The organism is Nocardia sp. NPDC055053, from assembly GCF_053608285.1.
The window spans coordinates 25,750-46,314 of the sequence record NZ_JBSGVD010000006.1 but is presented as its reverse complement, the minus strand read 5'-3'; the positions used below and the strand labels follow the sequence as shown (position 1 = coordinate 46,314).

The window sequence follows — 20,565 nt, the reverse complement described above, 5'->3', positions numbered from 1 at the left end:
TCGACCGTAAAGCCCTAGGCGCGCAGCGCTTCGGTCAACGCCGTGGGGTCGGTGACCGGGAGGTCGCAGACCGAGCCGCGGCAGACGTAGGCGGCGGGGCCACCGTTGACCAGCGGGCGGTCGGCCAGCAGCGGCGCGGTGTCGGGTGGACCGGCCAGGACGATCGAGCCGCCGGGTGACCAGGTGCGGGCGGCGGCGAGGAGTTCGGTGGCGGCGGAGGACTTCTCGGTGGCGGTGATCGCCACCTGCATGGGTCCGCGGACCGAGGCCTCGGCGACCGCCAGCCAGTGACCCGCCGAGCGGGGGGCGCGGGCCAGCAGGACCGCGCCGCGGCCGAGGGTGTGGTCGGCGAGTTCGCGGTAGCGGACGGCGCGTTCGGGGTCGGCGACGGCAGCGGCGGTCAGCAGGGCTTCGGCGAGGGCCGAGGTGCCGGACGGGGTGGCGCCGTCGACCGGGTCGCGGGGACGGGCCACCAGGGTTTCCGCGTCGTCGGCGGTGTCGAACCAGCTACCGGGACGTTCGGGGTCGGCGAAATGCTCGATCGCGCTGTCCAGCAACACCTGTGCGGCCGCGAGCCAGTCGGCTTCGCCGGTCGCCTGATAGAGGGCGAGCAGACCGGTGGTGAGCCAGGCATAGTCCTCGAGGACACCGGGCGGGGTGCCGACGACGCCGTCGAGCGAGGCGCGGCGCAGTCTGCCGTCGACCAGGTGGACGTCGAGCAGGAACCGGGCGCAGCGCACCGCGGCCGCCACCCAGGACGGTTCCTCCAGTGCCGCACCGGCTTCGGCGAGCGCGCTGATCGCCATGCCGTTCCACGCGGTGACGACCTTGTCGTCGCGGGCGGGCTGTGGGCGCTGCGCGCGCAGCTCGAGCATCCTCTTGCGCAGCCGGTCGAAGCGGGTCGACTGCTCGGCGTCGACGGGGTCGCTGCGGCGAGTGAGCACCGAGGTGCCCTGTTCGAAGTTGCCGCCGGTGGTGACGCCGAAAGCCTCTGCCGCCCAGACGCCGTCGAGCGGTCCGAGGTCGCCGATCAGCTCCGACGGCGTCCACACATAGGTGGCGCCCTCGACGCCGGGACCGCCCGGCTCGAGCTGGGTGTCGGCGTCGAGCGCGGAGGCGAACGCGCCGTCCGCCGTGCCGAGGTCGGCCAGCAGGAATTCGACGGTCTCGCGAGTCACGCGGTGCGGCAACGATTCCAGGGGCGTCGCGGGTGAGCGGCGGGCGAGGTGGGCGTACGCGCGCAGCAGCAGGGCGTTGTCGTAGAGCATCTTCTCGAAGTGCGGGATCAGCCAGCCCGCGTCGACGGAGTAGCGGGAGAAACCGCCGCGCAGCTGGTCGTAGATGCCGCCGCGGGCCATCGCCTCGGCCGTGCGCTCCACCAGATCGAACACCGACTGCTCACCGGTGCGTTCCCAGTGCCGCAGCAGACCTTCCAGCGTCGCCGACGGCGGGAACTTCGGCGCACCGCCGAAACCACCGTGCTCGCGGTCCTCGTCGGCGGCGATCGCGCGCACCGCGGTGTCGAGAAGATCAGGGACTACAGCGAATTCGGCATCGGGCAGCCCGGTCGCCTGCGCCCGCAGCGCCTCGGTGACCTGCTCGGCCGCCTGGTCCACGTCTGTCCGCCGGTTGCGCCAGGTGTCGGTGATGGCGCTGAGCAGCTGGGTGAACGACGGCATCCCGCCGCGCGGCTGCTTCGGGTAGTAGGTGCCGCAGTAGAACGGCGCCCCGTCGGGGGTGAGGAAGCACGTCATCGGCCACCCGCCCTGCCCGGTCATGGCGACGGTGGCGTTCATGTACACCGCGTCCAGATCGGGCCGCTCCTCCCGGTCGACCTTCACGCAGACGAACCCCGCGTTCATCAGCTCGGCCGTCGCCGCGTCCTCGAACGACTCGTGCGCCATCACATGGCACCAGTGACACGAGGCGTACCCGATGGAGAGCAGGATCGGCACATCCCGCCGCGCCGCCTCGGCCAGCGCCTCGGCACCCCACTCCCGCCAATCCACCGGATTGTCGGCATGCTGACGCAGGTAAGGCGATGTCGCAGTAGCCAATTGGTTCACGCCCAACAACCTCCAATGTCAAGCCGGCACACAACACGGTTCGGCCGCTTCGCTTCCACCCGCAGGTTCGGACTTGCCGGGATGGCACACGTATCCCGCCACCGTACCGCTGACTCGTGGGCCATCACATGGAGCGTAGTACGCCATCACATGACGCCACTTCGGCCGGTATCTGTGTCGAGGGGATTTCGCGGTCGGACACCTCGCCGGGATCCACGCTGCCGACGAGGACGCCGGAAACCAGGGTGTCGATGGCGCGAGCGGGAGCGGCGAAATTCGGATCAGCCGGCCGAACCGCTCGAGCTATCGCTCACCACGGAGACACTGGTGAAGGGATCAGAAAACACCAACTCCCGAAAATCGACAAGAAACAATTGTTGATCACAATCCGCAGGATCATCATTCGCACTGTCAGCGCGCCGGCACAAGAAAGAAACCGAAACGTTTCAGTTAGCACTCCGCCGCCCTACACTGGCCCACCATGGATATGCACACACGACAACTGCGCTACTTCGTAGCAGTGGCCGAGGAATTGAGCTTCACCCGCGCCGCGCACCGGTTGCATGTGGCGCAGCAGGGGCTGAGCGCACAGATCAAACAGCTGGAGCAAACCCTCGGCGTTGTGCTGTTCTCCCGGAACACGCGCAACGTCGAACTCACCGCCGCGGGCGCCGTGTTCTTCAAGGAGGTGCGCTACGGGCTGACCCGGCTCGACGCCGCGGCCGAACGGGCGCGTGTGGTCCATCGCAGTGAACAGGACCGGTTGGTGCTGGGGTGTATGGAGGGTGCGGCGCTCACCCTGACCGAACCGCTCCTGACCGCCTTCCGCGAATGCCATCCCGAGGTCAGCCTCGAACTGCGGCAGTTCGGCTACGACGACCCCTCCGCGGGCCTGCGGGCCGGCTCGGTGGACGTGGCGATCGTGCGGCATCCCTTCGTCCACGAGGGCCTCGAGTTCGAGCGCCTCTTCGCCGAACCCCTGGCGGTGATGCTGCCGATCGACCACCCGTTGGCGAACCGCGCGTCCGTGCAGGCCGCCGACGTGGCGCATGAACGCCTGCTCGGCGCCGCCTGCACGGATCCGGTGTGGAACACCTTCTGGGAGTTGGATGTTCATCGCGGCGGGCAACCGGCCGACATCGTCTCCCGGTCCAGCACCGTGCTCGAGGAATTGCACAAGGTCTCGACCGGCGTCGGCCTGGTGATCACGGCCGCCTGCGCCCGCTGGATCTCCTTCCCCCGGGTGAGGCTGATCCCGGTCATCGACGCCGAACCCAACGAGGTCGCCGTGGGCTGGCGTTCCGATCACCGCACCACGCTGGTGCGATCGTTCGTCGAGATCGCCCGGAGGGTCCGCGATGCCAATCCGGATCTGGTGTACCAGCTGGAGCACCCGAACTTCGAGGACTGCGCGGTGCCGATCCATCTGTGATCGACAAGCGCGGATGGCGAGGGTGCGGAAAACGATCGGTCCGCACCGGATTCGGTGCGGACCGATCGCGTCTCCGCCGGCTCGGACTCAGGAGAGCGTGCGGCAGTAGAGCGCCTGTGGCCGGTTGCCGCGACGGTTGGCCCCGGAGAAGGCGATTCCGGCGACGTACTCGTCGGCATTGCACTGGCCCTTGTAGTAGCCCTCGGCCCAGTCGCCGCCTTCGCCGGAAGCTGGGCGATTGTCGCCCCGGTCGAACCACAGCGTGCGTCCGGCGCCGGCCAGGGGTTTGCTGCCGGGGGCGCAGAGAATGCCGGACATGGCGTCACCGTTGAGGCTGTAGCCGATCATGAACGAGCCTTCGGCGCACTGGTATTTGGTGAACCCGTTGGCCCAGTCGGTGCGAACAGTCTCGCTGTCGACCTTGACCGCATCGGCGCCGGGCTGCCACAGCTCGCGCACAGTGGCGTCGGTGCACAATCCGCCCTGGCCGCGATCGCTGACGCCGATCAGGCGCTGACCGTCGGGGCACACCATCTTGTGCGCACCGCTGTCCCAATCGGCGGCGGCCCGCAGGGACCGGTTGTCGTCCTCGTGAATACCCTGCAGCATGGACCAGTTGCGGGCCGGAACGGGGACCTGGCCGGTGAAGCCGTTCGCCTCGAACAGGCGGCGCACATGCGGCGCCCGCCAGTCGTCGGCGTCGAGGACATTGCGCAGTGCGCCCGAGGTGTCGTAGCGCAGCAGGCCCCACTGATTGCCCTTGTCGTTCTCGTGGAAGCCGACGATGGGCCAGTAGGCGAAGTCGAGGTCACGATCGACCAGGTAGTCGACCATATTCGCGAACCAGGCCTTGTCCAGATCGCTGTCACCCTTGCCGACACCGAATTCGCTGACCCACACCGGCGCGGTGAAGTGTTTGTCTGGTGTGCCGGCCACGTATCCCGCGCGCTCGTCCATGGACTTGAACAGATCCGCGCGCGACATATCACGGAAGCGTGGGTCGTGGGTCTCGCCCGTGCCGGTGGCTCCGGTGTGGTTCGGCCCGATATAGCCGTAGAAGTGCACCCCGTACACAACCTTGTTGGAGCGCACCAGAGTGGTGGACAGCCGTTTCATCGGTTCCAGCATCGGCCGCTCGTGCCAGGTGATGTCGGTGGGGATGCCCATCCAGTTGATGCCCTCGACCACGATCAGCAGATCAGGATTGCCCTGGGTGAGGATGGCGTCGCCCGCCTCCTGCGCGGCGTCGGCCCAGTCGTTGCTGTCGCCCTGACCCCAGTTCGGATTGGTCCAGGTGGTGCGCCGCACCTCGTTGCGCAGATCCGCGCCGACGACGCCGGGGTTGTCACGGTAGCGGGAGGTGATGAACACCCAGTCGGAGATGAACTTCTCCCACGATTGGCCGGAGTTCCAGAACTCGTTGCCATCGAGCGCGCAGCACCAGCGGGTGGTCGTGGTGTGATTGTTGAGGATGACGCCGAATCCGGCGGACGTGAGCACGGTGACCGCGCGGTCGAACACCTCGAGCGGCGTGAGGCCATTGAGCTCCGGATTGGCGGTCAGGCCCAGCACCGGTTCCGGATCGGTGAGCATCTCGTTCGAGAAGGGCAGGCGAATACTGTTGAGCCCCAACGCCTTGAAGTCCGCGATCAGCTTCGCCACGGACACCCGGTCGAGCCCGAGTGGGGCGCGGTGGCCGTTCTCCTCAGCGTGGTGGTTCGCGTCGGTCTCTTTGTCGCCGCTGCCGTTCCAGGTGCCGCTGGAGCCGTGCCAGTTGCCGGATTTCAGCTTCACCCGATTGCCGTCGGCGTCGACGATGTATCGCCCGCGCGTGCTCAGCGGGCCTTTCATGCCGACCGGTTCCGCTTCGGCGGGTGGGCTGCCGTGCAGCAGCGGAACCAGGAAGGTTCCGAGCAGTAAGAGAACTGTGGCTAGTTTCTTCATTCCCGATTCCTCATCATCACGGGGTCAGATATCGGGAACAGTAGGTCCGGGCGACAGCAATCTGAAACAGCTAGATTCCAGCAATTCACCTGAATCACTTGTCAATGCCAGATAATCGCGCGGCGACGATGACCGGCTAGAACCGATCCGGCCCACAGGTCCGCACTGACACGACGCGTGCGACGGCCCGGCCGATACCCTGGTAAGGGTGAGTGTGGATCGGACACCGACGGCGTGGGTCCGCCCTGGTCACATCGGCTATGTCGGCCCCGACCTCGGCGTCGACCCGCATGCCCCGTCGGTCGCGATGCTCACCGTCGGGCTGGATGGGCCGCTGGTCCTGCACACCCCGCACGGACCCGTCCGCACGAGCAGTTCCTTCGCGCCCGCCCGCACGGCGCACCGCATCGTCGCCACCGAGGGGTGGATCCTGGCGCTGTTCGTCGACCCCGCCGGCGCACCGGCCACCCTGATTTCGGACGAGATGACGGCCGCCGCAGGCGCTTTCGGATTGCGTCATCGCCGCGAGGGTGAGCTCGTCGAGCTGTGCCGTGCGGCTGTCGTCGACCCGGACCGCGTCTACGCCCGAGCCGTCGCTGGCGCGAGCCCCGTCACCGATCCACGCATCGCGAAGCTCGCCGCCGCGATCCGCGACGAACCGGCCAACGCACTACGCGCCGACCACATCGCGGCGGACATGGGGTTGTCGACCGGCCATTTCCTGCACCTGTTCGCGCGGCACTGCGGCACCACCTTCCGCGGCTATCAGCGCTGGAACCGGATGATCTCCGCGGTCAGCAGCGCGGTGGCCGGCCACGATCTCACCCGCTCCGCGCTCGACGCGGGCTTCGCGACTCCGTCCCATTTCAGCGAGTCCTTCCGCGACATGATCGGCCTGTCCGCCACCACGATGCTGCGCGCCGGAATCCGCTTCGACCTCGGACCCGCGTCACCTGTGCTTGCTGTTGACCAGTGACCGATCGCCGTCGTAGTGGGCAAGGACTCGCTTGTCCATGACCGCACGCCACAGCGGGGGTACCGCGGCCAGCACGACCATGGTGGCGTACCCGGCCGGCAGCTGTGGTGCCTGCTCGCAGCTCCGCAGGGTCTGGTAGCGGCGGCTGGGATTGGCGTGGTGGTCGCTGTGGCGCTGGAGATGAAACAGGAAGACATTGGTGACCAGGTGATCGCTGTTCCAGCTGTCCCGCGGCGAGCACCGGGCATAGCTGCCGTCGGCGCGGCGGGCGCGCAACAAACCGTAGTGCTCGATATAGTTCACCGTCTCGAGCAGCCCGGCGCCGATGACGGCCTGCAGCACCAGGAACGGGATGACCGCAGGCCCGAAGACCGCGGTCATCGTCGCGAACAACACCAGGGTCATCGACCACGCCTGCAGAATCTGATTGTCGCGACACCACCAGCGTTTCCCCTTGCGCGCCAGCCTTTCTCGTTCCAAGCTCAGCGCCGAGCGCAGACCGCCGAGCGCGCTGCGCGGCAGGAACTCCCACAGCGGCTCGCCGAATCGCGCGCTGGCCGGGTCTTCCGGAGTCGCGACGCGGACGTGGTGGCCGCGATTGTGCTCGACGAAGAAATGCCCGTACCCGGACTGCGCCAGGGCGATTTTCGCCAGCCTGCGCTCCAGATGCTCGGACCGGTGGCCGAGTTCGTGGGCGGCATTGATGCCGATACCGGAGACAACCCCCATCGTGACGGCGAGACCCAGCTTGTCGAAGACGCTCAGTTCGCTACCGGCCCAGAAATATCCCGCGATCACCAGGCTGATGAATTGGATCGGCAGGAAAAGGTAAGTGCACCAGCGGTAATAGCGATCGTCGGACAGCGACTCGTAGTCCTCGTCGAGTGGATTGCTCCCATCGCGCCCGATCGTCAGGTCCAGCAGCGGAATCGCCACGAACACGATGATCGGGCCGATCCACCAGAACACCGGCAGCCCAGACAATGCCACCAATTGCGAGGGAAACAGCGCGCACGCCGGGGCGATCAGACCCAGTAGCCAGAGATAGCGTTTGGGGTCGCTGACTCTTGTGTGCTCGAAGACTGCCATCGGAACAAACAGCACCCATCGGAATTGTGATCGCGGAAAACGACCGCGCCGAAGGCACGATCGTGGTGGTCGCCGGTCACCGGCGCGGACCGGACCCTGGGCGAACCCGGGCCGGAACACGCCGGTGTACCGCGACTAGGGCAGAGCCGCGCAGTTGGTCGGCGCCGGCTTGTTCGCCAGGCGATCGGTCATCCAGTTCTGCGATGCCTCGAGCGCCGGGAAGAACGACAGCACATGGGTGCCGGCGAGACCGGTCAACGGCGGAATCGCGGCGTTGGAGTCCAGCTGGACCTGCACACCGCCACCGCACCAACCGGCGGCCATGTCACGAATGGGCACGTACGGTGCGCCCTCGTCGTTGCGGGCCGAGGAGATGAACACCGGAGCCCCCGGGGTGAGCGTGCCGACGCGCTGCTCGTCGAACACCGCCTTCAACTCGGGAGACCCGTCGATCACCTGCGTGAGCGGCAGGCCACTGGTGGTCCACTGGGAAGTCTGCCCGTGATTCTGAGCCATCCCGGTGGGGACCGCGCACCTGCTCGCGGAGTCGTTCAGGATCGCCTTGCCCGTGTCGTTGAGTTCGGCGTCGAGGACCGCGCGGACCCCGGGGTAGTGGGCGGCCATGCCGTTGAGCATCCAGGCGAAGGCCGGTGCCACGAGGGCGCGACCGTCGTTGTAGCCGATGAAGTACTGATCATCGACGACCGGGCCGCCGACGTAGGCGCCACGCACGTTCAGATCCGGTGCGTAGCTGGGCTGCAACTCGGCGGCGCCCGCGGAGGCCATACCGCCCTGCGAGTAGCCGTAGAGGAGGACGGGCGAGTCCGGGTTCATGCCTGCAGCAGGCAGCTGAAGGGCAGCGCGGGCGGCATCGAGCACCGCGTGGGCCTGCTCTTTCCGGTTCAGGAAGCCGTGCACATCGGGCGTGCCGAGGCCCTGATAGTCGGTCATCACGACCGCCATACCGCGCGCGAGCAACGAGTACAGCGCGACGACGTCGTATTCGAACATCACGTTGATCGGCGGCTCGTACTGGACGAGCTCGGCCAGCAGCTTCGAGGGCGCGCACTGATCGCCCTGCCCCTTCGTGCCGCCCGCGTAGGCGACCAGCGGGCGGGGGCCCGGGCCGGTCCACGGCTGCGACGGCTCCAGATACGTACCCGTCACCGCGGTCTCACCGCCGTGGGTATCGCTGCTGATGTACATCATCCGCGTGGCTTCCGCGGGGATGGTGCCGGTCTGTCCCGGCGCCGACAGCGCGAGGCGCGACGGTTCCGTGCGAATGATGGTGCCGGGCGCTCCGCCAGGAAGCGGAACGGGTGGCAGATAGAAATCCGCACCGGCGACCGCGGCGGCCGGTTCGGTCCAAGCTTGTGGAGCGCAGAAAGCGCCGCCCGCGACCACCAGGGTGCAGGCCAACGCTGTGGTCAAGCTGCGGGCTCGACTCCTCACGATTCGATCCTCCTACGATTTCGGGAAACCCTTGACATCGAGAAAACCGGATACAGCATCGAGATTCGGTACAGAGGGTAGCCGCGGGGTAACACAACGGGGTAACAGGGTGCCCATTTGTTACCGGGTGTCGCCGGAAAGTGACCAAAACACCCGCGACCGCCCGCGCACGACCGCCCGCCCACGGACTCCCGGAATCCGGGCATAAGTCACGAAAGGCCTTGCGGCAAACCGTAAGCCGCGAGAAATCAGGCTGATTCCAACCATGTCGGGGCGCCGCATGAGTCCGTATATCTGTAACCCGGAATCACGTGCCGCGCGCGCTGTCGCGGAGCTGTTCGGATGAGCGGGGGAATGCAGTGATCGTGCCGCACGAAACCGGCGCTGCGCCGTCGCCGACGGCGACCCGGCGAGCCGTGGTCACCACGGCGTGCGGCGCCGTCGCGGTCGCCCAGATGGCTACCACCATCTACCTTCCCGGCATGCCCGCGCTTGGCGCCGACATCGGCGCCGACGACAGCACCCTGCAGCTGTCGGTGGCGGTTTTCGTGGTGTTCGCGGCGCTGCCCGTCGTCGCGTGGGGCCGGGCGGCGGAACGGTTCGGCCGGGTGCCCGCCTTCGTCGCGGCGGGACTGTGTTTCGTGCTGGCCAGTGCCGCGCTGGCGCTGATCACCAGCGCGCCGGAGCTGCTCGGCCTGCGCGTGGCGCAGGCGATCGGCGCGGGCGGGATCGCCGTCGTCGGGCGGATGATGATCAAAGACCTCTTCGCGGGCGCCGAGCTCGCGCGGCAACTCGCGCTGCTGTCGATGGCGTTCGTCGTCGCCCTCGGCGGTGGACAGGTGATCGGTGGCATCGTCACCTCCACGATCGGGTGGCGGTACGGATTCGTCGTGCTGGCGGTGCTCGCCGCGATCCCGGTCGTCTTCGCGCTGCGCATCTCGCTGCCGAGACCGGCGGTGCGGGCGAGCGCGCGGGGCACGGCTCGGCGCCTCTTCGCCGACCGGGTCTTCCTCGCCAGTGCCGTCGCGGGCGGTATCGGATTCGCCGTCATCGTGATGATCCAGCAGAAATCCGCCTTCATCTTCGTCGACCGATTCGCGCTGCCACCCTGGGTCTTCGGCCTGTTCGGCGTGCTCTACGGCGCTGCCTACCTGGGTGGGGCGACCTACGTGCGGCACTCGGTGCGCCGGGTGGGCGCGCGGGCCATGATGGGCCAGGGCTCGTGGATCATGCTGGCCGGTTGCGTTCTGATCACCGCCGCCTGGGTGGTCGAGCTGCCACGGGCGATCGCGCTGCCGATCTTCCTCGCCGGCTACGTGACGACCACCTTCGGTCAGTCGACCCTGTTTCCCAACAGCGCGGCGCACGCCGTCAGCCATCTCGCCACGGGTGCCGCGATCGCCGTCTCGTGGTGCGCGCTGATCCAGCAGGGCCTGGCCGGCATCGCCGCACTGGCCGGTCCCGCACTCACCGGGCTGCTCGCCTGGTCCCTCGTCCTCACCCTGCTCGCCGCGGCGAACGTCGTGCTCGCCGTGGCACCCGCTCCATCGCCAACGAAGGAATAACCGAATGGGCACACACCAATTCGCCAATATCCGCCGACAGCTGCAATTGAGCAACACCTTCTGGGACGACAGCACCGCCGACGGACTGGTCGACATCATCGCGACGGACATGCGGGACGGGAAGGTGCACGACCGCGACGGCCGCACGATCGTCAATTTCTCCTCGTACTCCTATCTCGGCCTCGACAGCGACCCGCGCATCGTCGCGGGCGCGCATCGCGGACTCGACGAGACCGCGACGATCAATTCCGCCATCTCCCGGATGCGCATCCGGTTGTCCCTGCTGGAAGAGGCCGAACAGCGTCTCTCGCACACCTTCGGCGCACAAGCGGTGACCGTGTCGTCGTGTGCGGCGGCGGCCTGGGCCACCCTGCCGCTGCTGGCCTCGGGCGAGCTCACCGACGGCAGGCCACCGCTGGTGGTGTTCGACAAGAACGCGCACTTCTGCCTGAACGCGATGAAACCGCTGGTGGCCGACGAGACCGAACTGGTGACGATCGAGCACAACGACATCGCCGCGCTGGAAGCGTTGTGCCGGACGCATTCCACCGTGGCCTACGTCGCCGACGGCGTCTACAGCACCGGTGGCGGCGCGCCGCTGGCCGAGCTGCACCGCTTGCAGGACAGGTACGGATTGTTCCTGTACTTCGACGAGGCGCACGGTATCTCGACGATCGGGCGCGGCGGGCGCGGCTATGTCCTGGGCGCCTACGAAGGCTGGCGCGAGCGCACGCTCGTGATCGCCTCGCTCAACAAGGGATTCGGCGCCAGCGGCGGGGTGATCTTCTTCGGCGCGGCGGGCGACGATTCGCGCAAGCCGACCCTGCTGCGCACGAGCGGGCCGCTGATGTGGTCCCAGCGCGTCAATACCGCCGGACTCGGTGCCATCGTCGCCGCCTGCGACCTGCACGACGACGGCACGGTCGACGAACGCCAGCGCGCGCTGCGTGAGCGGGTCAGCCTGTTCGATTCGCTCGTCGACACCGAGCTCGCCGGTGACGGGCTGCCCATCCGGTTCGTCGGCATCGGCCGCGAGGACGTCACCGTCGCCGTCGCCAGGGACATGCTCGAGGCCGGTTTCTACACCTCCCCCGTGTTCTTCCCGATCATCCGGCGCGGCAGCGCGGGCCTGCGGCTGATGCTGCGGGCCGACCTCGAGCCCGACACCATCCGCCGCTTCGCCGACACGCTGAGCGCGAGCCTGACCGCACATCACGAGCGAGCGGAGCTTCCCGCATGACCGTCACCATCGAGAACACGCTCGGATTCGAAGCCCAGCGCGCCCTGCTGCGCGAGCACACCGCCGAGATCGTCGCACCGCGCCGACGCCAGGGCGACGCCAAACTGCCTGTGCGTGAGCGGGTCAACCGCCTCCTAGACCCCGGCACGCCGTTCCTGGAGATCGGCCGCCTGGCCGCGCACGAGGTGTATGACACCGACCTGCCCGCCGCCGCCCTGATCGTGGGGATCGGCACCATCCACGGCCGCCCGGTGATGGTGTTCGCCAACGACCCGCACGTCAAAGGTGGCACGTTCTATCCGCTGACCATCAAGAAGCATCTGCGCGGCCAGAAACTGGCCAGGGAGTACAAGCTGCCCTGCGTCTACCTGGCCGACTCGGGCGGCATCTACCTGCCGTTGCAGGAGGAGATCTTTCCCGACGAGGAACACCTCGGGAAGATGTTCCGCAATATCGCGGAGATGTCGGCGCTCGGCCTGCCGCAGATCTCGGCGGTGCTCGGCATCTGCACCGCCGGTGGCGCCTACATCCCGGCGATGAGCGACGAGACGGTGATGGTCAAAGACCTCAGCACCGTCTTCCTCGGCGGCCCACAGCTGGTCGAGGCCGCCACCGGTGTGGTCGTCGACGCGCAGACCCTCGGCGGTGCCGACCTGCACGTGCGCGAAACGGCGGTGGCCGACCATCTCGCGGTCGACGAGCTAGAGGCGCTGGCGATGGTCCGCGACATCGTCGCGCGCACCCCGGGCGACCGGGTGCGTCCGCCCGCCTTCGCGGCACTCGAGCCCGCCGGCGATCCGGCGCGGCTGCCCGACCTCATTCCGGCGACCACCAAGAAGGAGATGGACGTCCGCGCGATCCTGCGCTGCGTCGTCGACGCCACCTCGTGGGTGGAGTACCGCAAGGACTACGGGATCACCATCGTCTGCGCGACCGCGCGGATCGCCGGTTACGAGGTCGGCATCATCGCCAATCAGGGCGTGATCTTCCCCGACAGCGCGCTCAAGGCCACCAACTTCATCCAGATCTGCAACCAGCGCCGCATCCCACTGTTGTTCGTGCACAACGTGAGTGGGTTCATGGTCGGCGAGGAGTACGAGCGGGCCGGGATCGCCAAGCACGGGGCGAAGATGGTCAACGCCGTCTCCTGCGCGACGGTGCCGAAGATCTCGCTGGTGATCGGCGGCAGTTTCGGCGCCGCCAACTTCGCGATGTCGGGGCGGTCGATGGGCGGTCAGTTCATGGCGATGTGGCCCAATGCCCGGTCCACCGGCGTCGGCGGCGAGCAGGCCGCCGCGGTGATGGCGATCCTCAAGCGCGACCGGCTGCGCCGCGAGGGCAAGGAGCTCAGCGCCGCGGACGAGGCCGCCATCAAACAGCCGATCATCGACAGTTTCGAACGCCAATCCCTGCCGACCTACATCGCCGCGCGCATGTGGATCGATGCCGTGGTCGAGCCGGAGGACACGCGGTCGTGGCTGGCGCAATGCCTGTCGCTGGCGCACGAACGCTGGGACCGGGCCGAACCGGCGCCCACGAATTTCGGGGTGTTGCGGCTGTGATCACGCGACTGCTCATCGCGAACCGGGGCGAGGTCGCCGCCCGGATCGCGCGCACCTGCGACCGCCTCGGCATCGAGTACGTGACGGTGTCGGTCGAGGAGGACCGTGAGCTGACCGGCCACGCCGGTGCGGTGGCGACGGTCCAGCTACCCGCGGGCGGCTACCTCGACGCATCGGCGCTGATCCGCGCCGCCGCCGAAACCGGCTGTGACGCGGTGCATCCCGGCTATGGCTTCCTGTCCGAGAACGCCGGGTTCGCGCGGGCGGTCCGCGCGGCCGGACTGGTGTTCGTCGGCCCGAGTTCGAGGGTCGTCGAGACCATGGCCGACAAGGCGTCGGCGCGACAGGTGATGGCCGAGGCGGGGGTGCCCGTGCTCCCCGGCACGGCACAGGCAGGCGAGGACATCGACGCGTTGGTCGCCGCGGCCACCGAGATCGGCTACCCGTTGATCGTCAAACCCGCCGGTGGCGGTGGCGGCAAGGGGATGTCGGTGGTGCGCTCGGCCGCCGGGTTGCGTGAGGCACTGGCCTCGGCATCCCGCACGGCGACAGCGGCTTTCGCCGACGGCCGTCTGCACCTGGAACGCTATGTCGAGCGCGCTCGCCACATCGAGGTGCAGGTGTTCGGTGACGAATACGGCGGGGCCGTCCATCTTTTCGATCGCGACTGCTCGCTGCAACGACGGCATCAGAAGGTGATCGAGGAAGCGCCCGCGCCGCGGATTCCCGAGGCGGTGCGGGCGGCGATGTTCGCCGCGGCGGTGCAAGGCACGAAAGCCTTGCAGTACGTCGGGGCCGGCACGTTCGAATTCCTGCTCGTCGGCGACGAGTTCTTCTTCATCGAGATGAATACCCGTCTGCAAGTGGAACATACGGTCACCGAGGAGATCACCGGCGTCGACCTGGTGGAGTGGCAGTTGCGGGTCGCCGCGGGCGAACCGCTGCCCGCCGGGCAGGACGACATCACGTACTCGGGCGCTTCGGTCCAGGTCAGGATGTACGCCGAGGACCCGTTCCGGTCGTTCCTGCCGTGCCCCGGCGAGCTCGAGGTCACCCACTGGCCGGACGTGCGGGTGGAGCGGGCGTTCACCCGCCGCCTGCGTGTCACCGGCGGGTTCGACCCGATGATCGCCAAGCTCGTCGCGACCGGCGCCACCAGGGCCGAAGCGCTGGCCGCCGCCCGGCAGGCGAGCCTGGACCTGCGCTGGACCGGCATCTCGACCAACCTCGGCTTCGCCGCCCAGGTACTCGCCGCCCCGATCGTCGCGGCGGCCGAGCACGACACGGCCTACCTGGACCGCATCGACCCGGTCACCGAGTTCGGCGATCCGGACGAGGTCGCCGCCCTCGCGGTGGGCGGGGTGCTGAGCGCACCCGACCGGGCGACGCCCTGGTCACCCGGTGCGCCCACCGGCGATCGCGGCTGGCTCGACCCCGTCGACGGTGATCTCGGTGGCATCGACCTGGCGGTCGACGGGCGCCCGTTCACCGTGCGGGTGCGTGGCTACGACGGCGACACGGTTCTGCTCCGCGCGCCCGTGGTCGCGGCGCACCGCGTCCGCGTCGACGGCGGCACCGTCACCGTCGACACGATCCCCAGCGTGGTCCGCAGGCGGGGCGGGGGCTGGGAGTGCCAGGTCGCCGGGGTCACCCGGGAGGTGCGCTACGCCGAGTACCGCACGCTCGGCAGCGCCTCGGCCGATCCCGAAATCCGTTCGCCCATGCCGGGAACGCTCGTGCGACTGCATGTCGCATCGGGCGCACCGGTCGAGGAGGGACAGCTGCTCGGCGTGGTGGAGGCCATGAAGCTCGAGCACGAACTCACGGCATCGCACGCCGGAATCGTCACGGTGAACGCCGCGGAAGGCGCGGTGGTCACCACGGATCAACCATTGTTTCTCATCGAGGAGAGGGGCGCCGCGCTGTGATGCGGACACGCCGACTACTGACAGCTCTGATCGCGGCGACGGCCGTGCTGGTGACCGCGTGCGCCGGAACCGACACCGCCGCACGCGAATCGGCGCAACCCCGCAGCGGTGGCTCGCTGACCTGGGGTGTGGAGACCGAGCCGACCACGCTCAACCCCCACCTCAACGGGCAGAGCAACACCCACCTGATGTTGCGCAACGTCTTCGAGTCGCTGCTGGCGCGCACCACCGACGGCGGCTTCGTCTCGTGGCTGGCCACCGGCCAGGAGATCTCGCCCGACGGGCTCACCTACACCTTCCCCCTGCGCGATGGCGTCAAGTTCACCGACGGCAACCCGCTGACCGCGACCGCCGTAGCCCGCAACTTCACCACCATGCAGGACGTGTCCTATTCCGGCGGGTGGTCCGCCGGGCCGCTGTCGCACCTGGCCGCGGTGACCGCGCGCGACGAACGCACCGTGGTGTTCACCCTGAAGGATCCGTACGCGCCGTTCCTCGACTTCGCCGCCGGATTCCCCATCATCTCCTCAGCCGCGTGGGACAAGCCGCAGCTCAAGGCGGGTGGACCCGAGATCGCGGGCACCGGTCCGTTCATCATCGACCGCTATGTGAAGGGGCAGGAACTGCACTTGCGGAAGAACCCGGACTACAACTGGGCACCGCAGAACGCCAAGCATCAGGGTCCGGCCTACCTCGACGAGGTGACCTACCGGTTCCTGCCCGAGTCGTCGGTGCGCACCGGCGCGCTCACCTCCGGTCAGGTCGACCTCATCGAGGGCGTCCCCGGCAACGACGCCTCGCTGTTCCGCGACAACCCCGACTTCACGTACTCGACGGCGCTGAACAACGGCAGCCCCTACACGCTGTACTGGAACGCCACCTTCGGCCCGGCCACCGACGAGAAGGTCCGCAAGGCGCTCAACAATTCCGTCGACGTGAACGCGGTGCTGCAATCGATCTATCGCGGCCAGCGCACCCGCGGATGGGGTATCGCCTCCAGCGTCGACACGCTGTTCTACGACAAGAGCATCGAGGGCACCTACGGCGCCGACAAGGCCGCAGCGAACCGGCTGCTCGACGAAGCCGGGTGGACGGCGAAGGATTCCGACGGGTTCCGGACCAAGGACGGGCAGCGGCTGACGATCGAACTGGTGCAGGCGCAGTCGACGGTGCGTGACCAGCGCGAGGTGCTGTTGCAGGCGGTGCAGGCGCAGGCCAAGCAGAACGCGGGCATCGACCTGAAGCTGTCGTATGTCGACCTCGGCACCTACAGCGAGCTCCGCAAGAAGAACGCCTTCGGCTCGATCGCCAACTCCGACACCATCACCGGCGGCATCGACATCGAAAACCACTGGTACCCGCCGACACCGCTGGGCACGCTGAACTACAGCCGCGCCACCGATCCCGAACTGTCCGCCTGGTTGCGGGCCGCCGCCTCGACCACCGACAACGCCGAACGCGCCAGGCAGTACGCGCAGTTGCAGCGGTTCGCGCTCGTCGACAAGGCCTACGGGCTGCCGCTCTACATTCCCGAGAACCAGATCGCCGCGGGTGCGCATGTGTACGGCGCGGGATACCGCCCGTACAAGCAGCTTCCGGAGAACGCGTACGACATCTGGGTCGATCGTGGATAGCGGATTCGCCCGGTGGCGGGTGGGCCGGACTACCGAACGCGCGTGTGCGTGTTGCCCGGCGCGCGCGTCCGGCTCGGTGCGGCGGTCATGACGGCGGAAGCTGTCGCGCCGGACGTGGTGGCAACGGTCGAGAGCGGCGACCGCGGTGGTCGCACCGGCACAGCCACACGGATCGTGCTGCGGGTGATCACCGGTATCGGGGTGCTGTGGGGCGCGGCCACGCTGTCGTTCCTCGGTGTGCGGCTGGCGCCGGGCGACACGGTCGACGTGTTGCTCGGCGAGCAGCCACGCACACCGGAGGTCGAGGCGGCCATTCGCGCGGAATGGGGCCTGGACAGCCCCGCCATCGTGCAGTACGTCCGCTACCTGTGGCATGTGGCGCAGGGCGATTTCGGGCGGTCGTATGTGTTGCAGCGGCCGGTGGCGGAGGTCATCGGCTCGCAGGCGGGGCCGACGCTGGCGCTCACCGGGGCCGCGTTGCTGGTGGCGCTGGTGTTCGCGGTGGTCGTCGCGACGACCACCGCGCGACGACGACGAGCGCGAGCCGTTGCCAATGCTGTTGAGCTGGCCCTTGTTTCGACACCCGCGTTCTGGCTCGGCATCGTCCTGCTTTCGGTGTTCAGCTTCCAGCTGAAGGTCTTTCCCGTCGCGGCGAACAAGGGGCTCGCGGCCCTGGTACTGCCCGCGCTCGCGCTCGGCCTGTCGCTCGGCGCGGTGATCTCGCAGGTGCTGCGCGACGGTCTGGAGCGGGCACTCGACGAACCGTTCGCGGTGACGGTGCGCTCCTGGTCGGTGAGCGAGACCGCCCTGCGCTTGCGGCACGGTCTGCGTCATGCCGCCCTGCCCGCGGTGACCTTGACCGGCTGGCTGGTCGGCGGGCTGCTCGGCGGAGCGGTGATCATCGAAGAGGTCTTCGGCCGACCGGGGCTCGGCCGGATCACCGTGGAAGCCGTACTGGCCCAGGATCTTCCGGTGGTCCTCGCGGTGGCGATCCTGTCCGCGTTCGTCTACGTGGTGATCAGCACGGCGGTCGACCTGCTCTACCTCGTCCTCGACCCCCGACTGCGCCACGATTCCCAGCGAGGTGCGGGCCGATGATCATCCACGGCAGATCGCGGCGAATACCTGCGATTCGACGTCGACTCCCTTGGCAAGCAAGCGGCTTCAGCATCGCACCTGGCGTCGCGGTCGCCGCGCTCACGGTCGGGCTCGTCGCGCTCGCGGTGATCGCGCCGGACGTGCTCGCCGGGTCTGATCCGCTGGCCGCCGATCCCCTGGCTGCTCAGCTGCCGCCGAGCGTGGAGCACTGGTTCGGCACAGATCATCTCGGGCGCGATGTGTTCACCCGCGTCGTGCACGGTGCGCGGTACTCGCTGCTCATCGGGGTCACGGCGGTCACGATCGCGGTCGTCGCCGGCTCGCTGCTCGGCCTGCTGTCCGGGCTGGCCCGCGGACGGCTCGACGAACTGATCACCCGATTCCTCGATGTGGTCTCCTCGTTTCCCGATCTGCTGCTCGCCCTGGTCCTGATCTCGTTCACCGGGCCGGGCACAACGAACCTGATCTTCGCGCTCGGCATCGCCTCGATCCCCCGGTTCGCCAGGGTCGTGCGGGCGCAAACCCTCGTCGTCCAGGAATCCGGGTATGTCGAGCAGGCGCGCACCTTCGGGCTCACCCGGGCGACGCTCGTGTGGCGGCACGTCCTGCCCCACGCGGTGGCCCAGGTCCCGATCCTGGCCACCATCGGTCTCGGCACCGCCATCCTCGGCGCGGCGGGCCTGAGTTTCCTCGGCATGGGTCCGCAACCGCCGGAACCGGAATGGGGCGCCATGCTCGCCGAGGGACGCAACTATCTGCGCAATGCCTGGTGGATCGGGGTCCTGCCCGGCGTGGCGGTGACCGCGACGGTGATCGCGGTGAGCTCGCTGGGACGGCATTGGCAACGGCACTACGACGGAAGGCCTTCGCTGTGAGTCTGCTCGCGATCAAGAACCTCCGGGTCGGGTTCCCGGCGAAATCCGGTGTGCGCGAGGTCGTCCGAGGCATCGATCTGCGGATCGAGGCGGGTGAGGCGGTGGCCCTCGTCGGTGAGTCCGGGTCGGGTAAGTCGGTGACGGCCCGCGCGCTGGCCGGTCTCGCCGGGCCCGCCGCCCGGGTCACCGCCGACGAACTCACCCTGTTCGGGCAGGACGCGCGCGGTCACCGGGAGCGGCAGTGGCGCCGGATCCGGGGCAGCGAGATCGGCTTCGTGCTGCAGGACGCGCTGGTCTCGCTCGATCCGCTGTTCTCGGTCGGCGGGCAACTGGCCGAGGTGCAGCGCGCGCTGACCGAGGTCCGCGGCAGGGCGCTCACCGAGCGCAGTACCCGCCTGCTCACCGATGTCGGTGTCCCCGAGCCGGATCGGCGCCTGCGGCAGTATCCGCACGAGCTCTCGGGCGGCCTGCGGCAACGCGTGCTCATCGCGACCGCCATCGCCGGTGACCCGCGCCTGCTCATCGCCGACGAGCCGACCACCGCGCTCGATGTCACTGTGCAACAGCAGATCCTGGAGCTCCTGCGCGCCCGCAAGGCCGAGGGCACCGCGCTCCTGCTGATCAGCCACGACCTCGCGGTGGTAGCCGAGGTCGCCGACCGGGTACTGGTGATGCGCGACGGCGAGGTGGTCGAGGAGGGCCCCACGCTCGACGTCCTCACCCACCCGGCCCATCCGTACACGAAGAAGCTGCTCGCGGCCGTCCCGTCAGCGGCTTCACGCGGCTCGAGACTATCGCTACCGGCAGGCGGGCGGGCACTCGCCGACCAGACCGGACAGGAGCCAGAGCGCGATCGGCCACCGCTGCCAGCGCGCACGGTGGACGCGACCCGGGTGGTGCTCTCCGTCCGGAATCTGCGCAAGACCTACGGTTCCGGTCATGCCGCGCGTGCGGTCGTCGACGACGTCGACTTCGACCTGTTCGCGGGCGAAACCCTCGGCATAGTGGGCGAATCGGGCTCGGGCAAGACTACGACGGCACGGCTGGCGCTGCGGCTGATCACGCCTTCATCCGGCCGCGTGGTCGTCGACGGTCACCCGTGGAGCGAATACTCCGAGCACGAGCTACGTCCGTTGCGCGGCGCAGCACAGCTGATCGCACAGGACCCGCTCAGCTCCTTCGACCCGCGCTACACCGTCGAACAAGTCATCGGCGAAAGCCTCGACACTGTCGATGTGCGGGGCGCGGCCCGCTCGCAGCGCGTACGGGAAATCCTCGACGCCGTCGGCCTGACCACAGACCTCCTCGACCGCCACCCCCGCACCCTCTCCGGCGGCCAACGCCAACGCGTAGCCATCGCCCGCGCCCTCGCCCCCAACCCCGCCCTGCTCGTAGCCGACGAACCGGTCTCCGCACTCGACGTCTCCGTCCAATCCCAGATCCTCGACCTCCTCGCCGACCTCCAAGCCGAATTCGGCACCGCACTACTGCTCATCTCGCACGACCTCGGCGTGGTCCACCACGTCGCGGACCGCGTCCTGGTGATGAAGGACGGCCAGATAGTCGAATCAGGCGAGGTGGATACGGTCCTGCGCAACCCCCAGCACGACTACACCCGCCGCCTCATCGCCTCGGTCCCCCGCCTGCCCGAACCCGAAGGCCCGACATGACAGCGCACCGCCGAGGCGCGTGACTCGGCCGCGG

At 68.6% G+C, this 20,565-nt stretch carries 14 protein-coding genes; 10 read left to right on the top strand and 4 right to left on the bottom strand.

The window, feature by feature from the left end; genetic code table 11:
- Window positions 1-14: 14 nt before the first annotated feature.
- The gene (locus ACWF82_RS08225; RefSeq protein WP_452499242.1) at window positions 15-2,066 is read right to left on the bottom strand and encodes a thioredoxin domain-containing protein; all 2,052 of its coding nucleotides are present in this window, start codon (window positions 2,064-2,066) and stop codon (window positions 15-17) included.
- A gap of 481 nt (window positions 2,067-2,547) precedes the next feature.
- Here ACWF82_RS08225 and ACWF82_RS08220 point away from each other — a divergent pair, with 481 nt between their 5' ends.
- Window positions 2,548-3,498 carry a LysR family transcriptional regulator gene (locus tag ACWF82_RS08220; RefSeq protein ID WP_452499240.1) on the top strand — a complete coding sequence of 317 codons (951 nt, stop codon included), beginning with the start codon at window positions 2,548-2,550 and terminating at the stop codon, window positions 3,496-3,498.
- An 87-nt stretch (window positions 3,499-3,585) separates the two neighbouring features.
- Here ACWF82_RS08220 and ACWF82_RS08215 read toward each other — a convergent pair whose 3' ends face one another.
- A complete protein-coding gene (locus ACWF82_RS08215) occupies window positions 3,586-5,442 on the bottom strand; it encodes a glycoside hydrolase family 5 protein (RefSeq protein ID WP_452499238.1) in 1,857 nt (618 codons plus the stop codon).
- A gap of 208 nt (window positions 5,443-5,650) precedes the next feature.
- On the opposite strand from ACWF82_RS08215, the gene ACWF82_RS08210 reads away from it, so the two are divergent.
- On the top strand, window positions 5,651-6,418 hold the full coding sequence (locus ACWF82_RS08210) for a helix-turn-helix domain-containing protein (RefSeq protein WP_452499236.1): 768 nt from the start codon (window positions 5,651-5,653) through the stop codon (window positions 6,416-6,418).
- On the opposite strand, the gene ACWF82_RS08205 is transcribed toward ACWF82_RS08210, so the two are convergent.
- Together ACWF82_RS08205 and ACWF82_RS08200 are read right to left on the bottom strand one after the other, a co-directional pair.
- A complete protein-coding gene (locus ACWF82_RS08205; protein ID WP_452499620.1) occupies window positions 6,392-7,507 on the bottom strand; it encodes an alkane 1-monooxygenase in 1,116 nt (371 codons plus the stop codon). The genes ACWF82_RS08210 and ACWF82_RS08205 overlap by 27 nt on opposite strands.
- 135 nt (window positions 7,508-7,642) lie before the next feature.
- Window positions 7,643-8,938 carry a lipase family protein gene (locus ACWF82_RS08200; RefSeq protein WP_452499234.1) on the bottom strand — a complete coding sequence of 432 codons (1,296 nt, stop codon included), beginning with the start codon at window positions 8,936-8,938 and terminating at the stop codon, window positions 7,643-7,645.
- A gap of 386 nt (window positions 8,939-9,324) precedes the next feature.
- Here ACWF82_RS08200 and ACWF82_RS08195 point away from each other — a divergent pair, with 386 nt between their 5' ends.
- The 8 genes from ACWF82_RS08195 (at window position 9,325) to ACWF82_RS08160 (ending at window position 20,531) form a co-directional block, all read left to right on the top strand.
- Entirely contained in the window at window positions 9,325-10,524 is a 1,200-nt protein-coding gene (locus tag ACWF82_RS08195; protein ID WP_452499232.1) for an MFS transporter, read from the top strand.
- A 4-nt stretch (window positions 10,525-10,528) separates the two neighbouring features.
- Window positions 10,529-11,764 (top strand): aminotransferase class I/II-fold pyridoxal phosphate-dependent enzyme, encoded by a 1,236-nt coding sequence (locus ACWF82_RS08190; RefSeq protein ID WP_452499230.1) that lies wholly within the window; start codon window positions 10,529-10,531, stop codon window positions 11,762-11,764.
- The gene (locus ACWF82_RS08185; protein WP_452499228.1) at window positions 11,761-13,326 is read left to right on the top strand and encodes an acyl-CoA carboxylase subunit beta; all 1,566 of its coding nucleotides are present in this window, start codon (window positions 11,761-11,763) and stop codon (window positions 13,324-13,326) included. Before ACWF82_RS08190 ends, ACWF82_RS08185 begins: the two co-directional genes overlap by 4 nt.
- Window positions 13,323-15,254: an ATP-binding protein gene (locus tag ACWF82_RS08180; RefSeq protein ID WP_452499227.1), complete on the top strand. Its 1,932-nt coding sequence runs from the start codon at window positions 13,323-13,325 to the stop codon at window positions 15,252-15,254. Before ACWF82_RS08185 ends, ACWF82_RS08180 begins: the two co-directional genes overlap by 4 nt.
- Window positions 15,254-16,888 carry an ABC transporter substrate-binding protein gene (locus tag ACWF82_RS08175; RefSeq protein WP_452499619.1) on the top strand — a complete coding sequence of 545 codons (1,635 nt, stop codon included), beginning with the start codon at window positions 15,254-15,256 and terminating at the stop codon, window positions 16,886-16,888. The genes ACWF82_RS08180 and ACWF82_RS08175 overlap by 1 nt, the downstream gene beginning before the upstream one ends.
- A gap of 87 nt (window positions 16,889-16,975) precedes the next feature.
- Window positions 16,976-17,986 (top strand): ABC transporter permease, encoded by a 1,011-nt coding sequence (locus ACWF82_RS08170; RefSeq protein ID WP_452499225.1) that lies wholly within the window; start codon window positions 16,976-16,978, stop codon window positions 17,984-17,986.
- Window positions 17,983-18,861 (top strand): ABC transporter permease, encoded by an 879-nt coding sequence (locus ACWF82_RS08165; RefSeq protein WP_452499223.1) that lies wholly within the window; start codon window positions 17,983-17,985, stop codon window positions 18,859-18,861. The genes ACWF82_RS08170 and ACWF82_RS08165 overlap by 4 nt, the downstream gene beginning before the upstream one ends.
- Window positions 18,858-20,531 (top strand): dipeptide ABC transporter ATP-binding protein, encoded by a 1,674-nt coding sequence (locus ACWF82_RS08160; RefSeq protein WP_452499221.1) that lies wholly within the window; start codon window positions 18,858-18,860, stop codon window positions 20,529-20,531. The genes ACWF82_RS08165 and ACWF82_RS08160 overlap by 4 nt, the downstream gene beginning before the upstream one ends.
- Window positions 20,532-20,565: the final 34 nt, after the last annotated feature.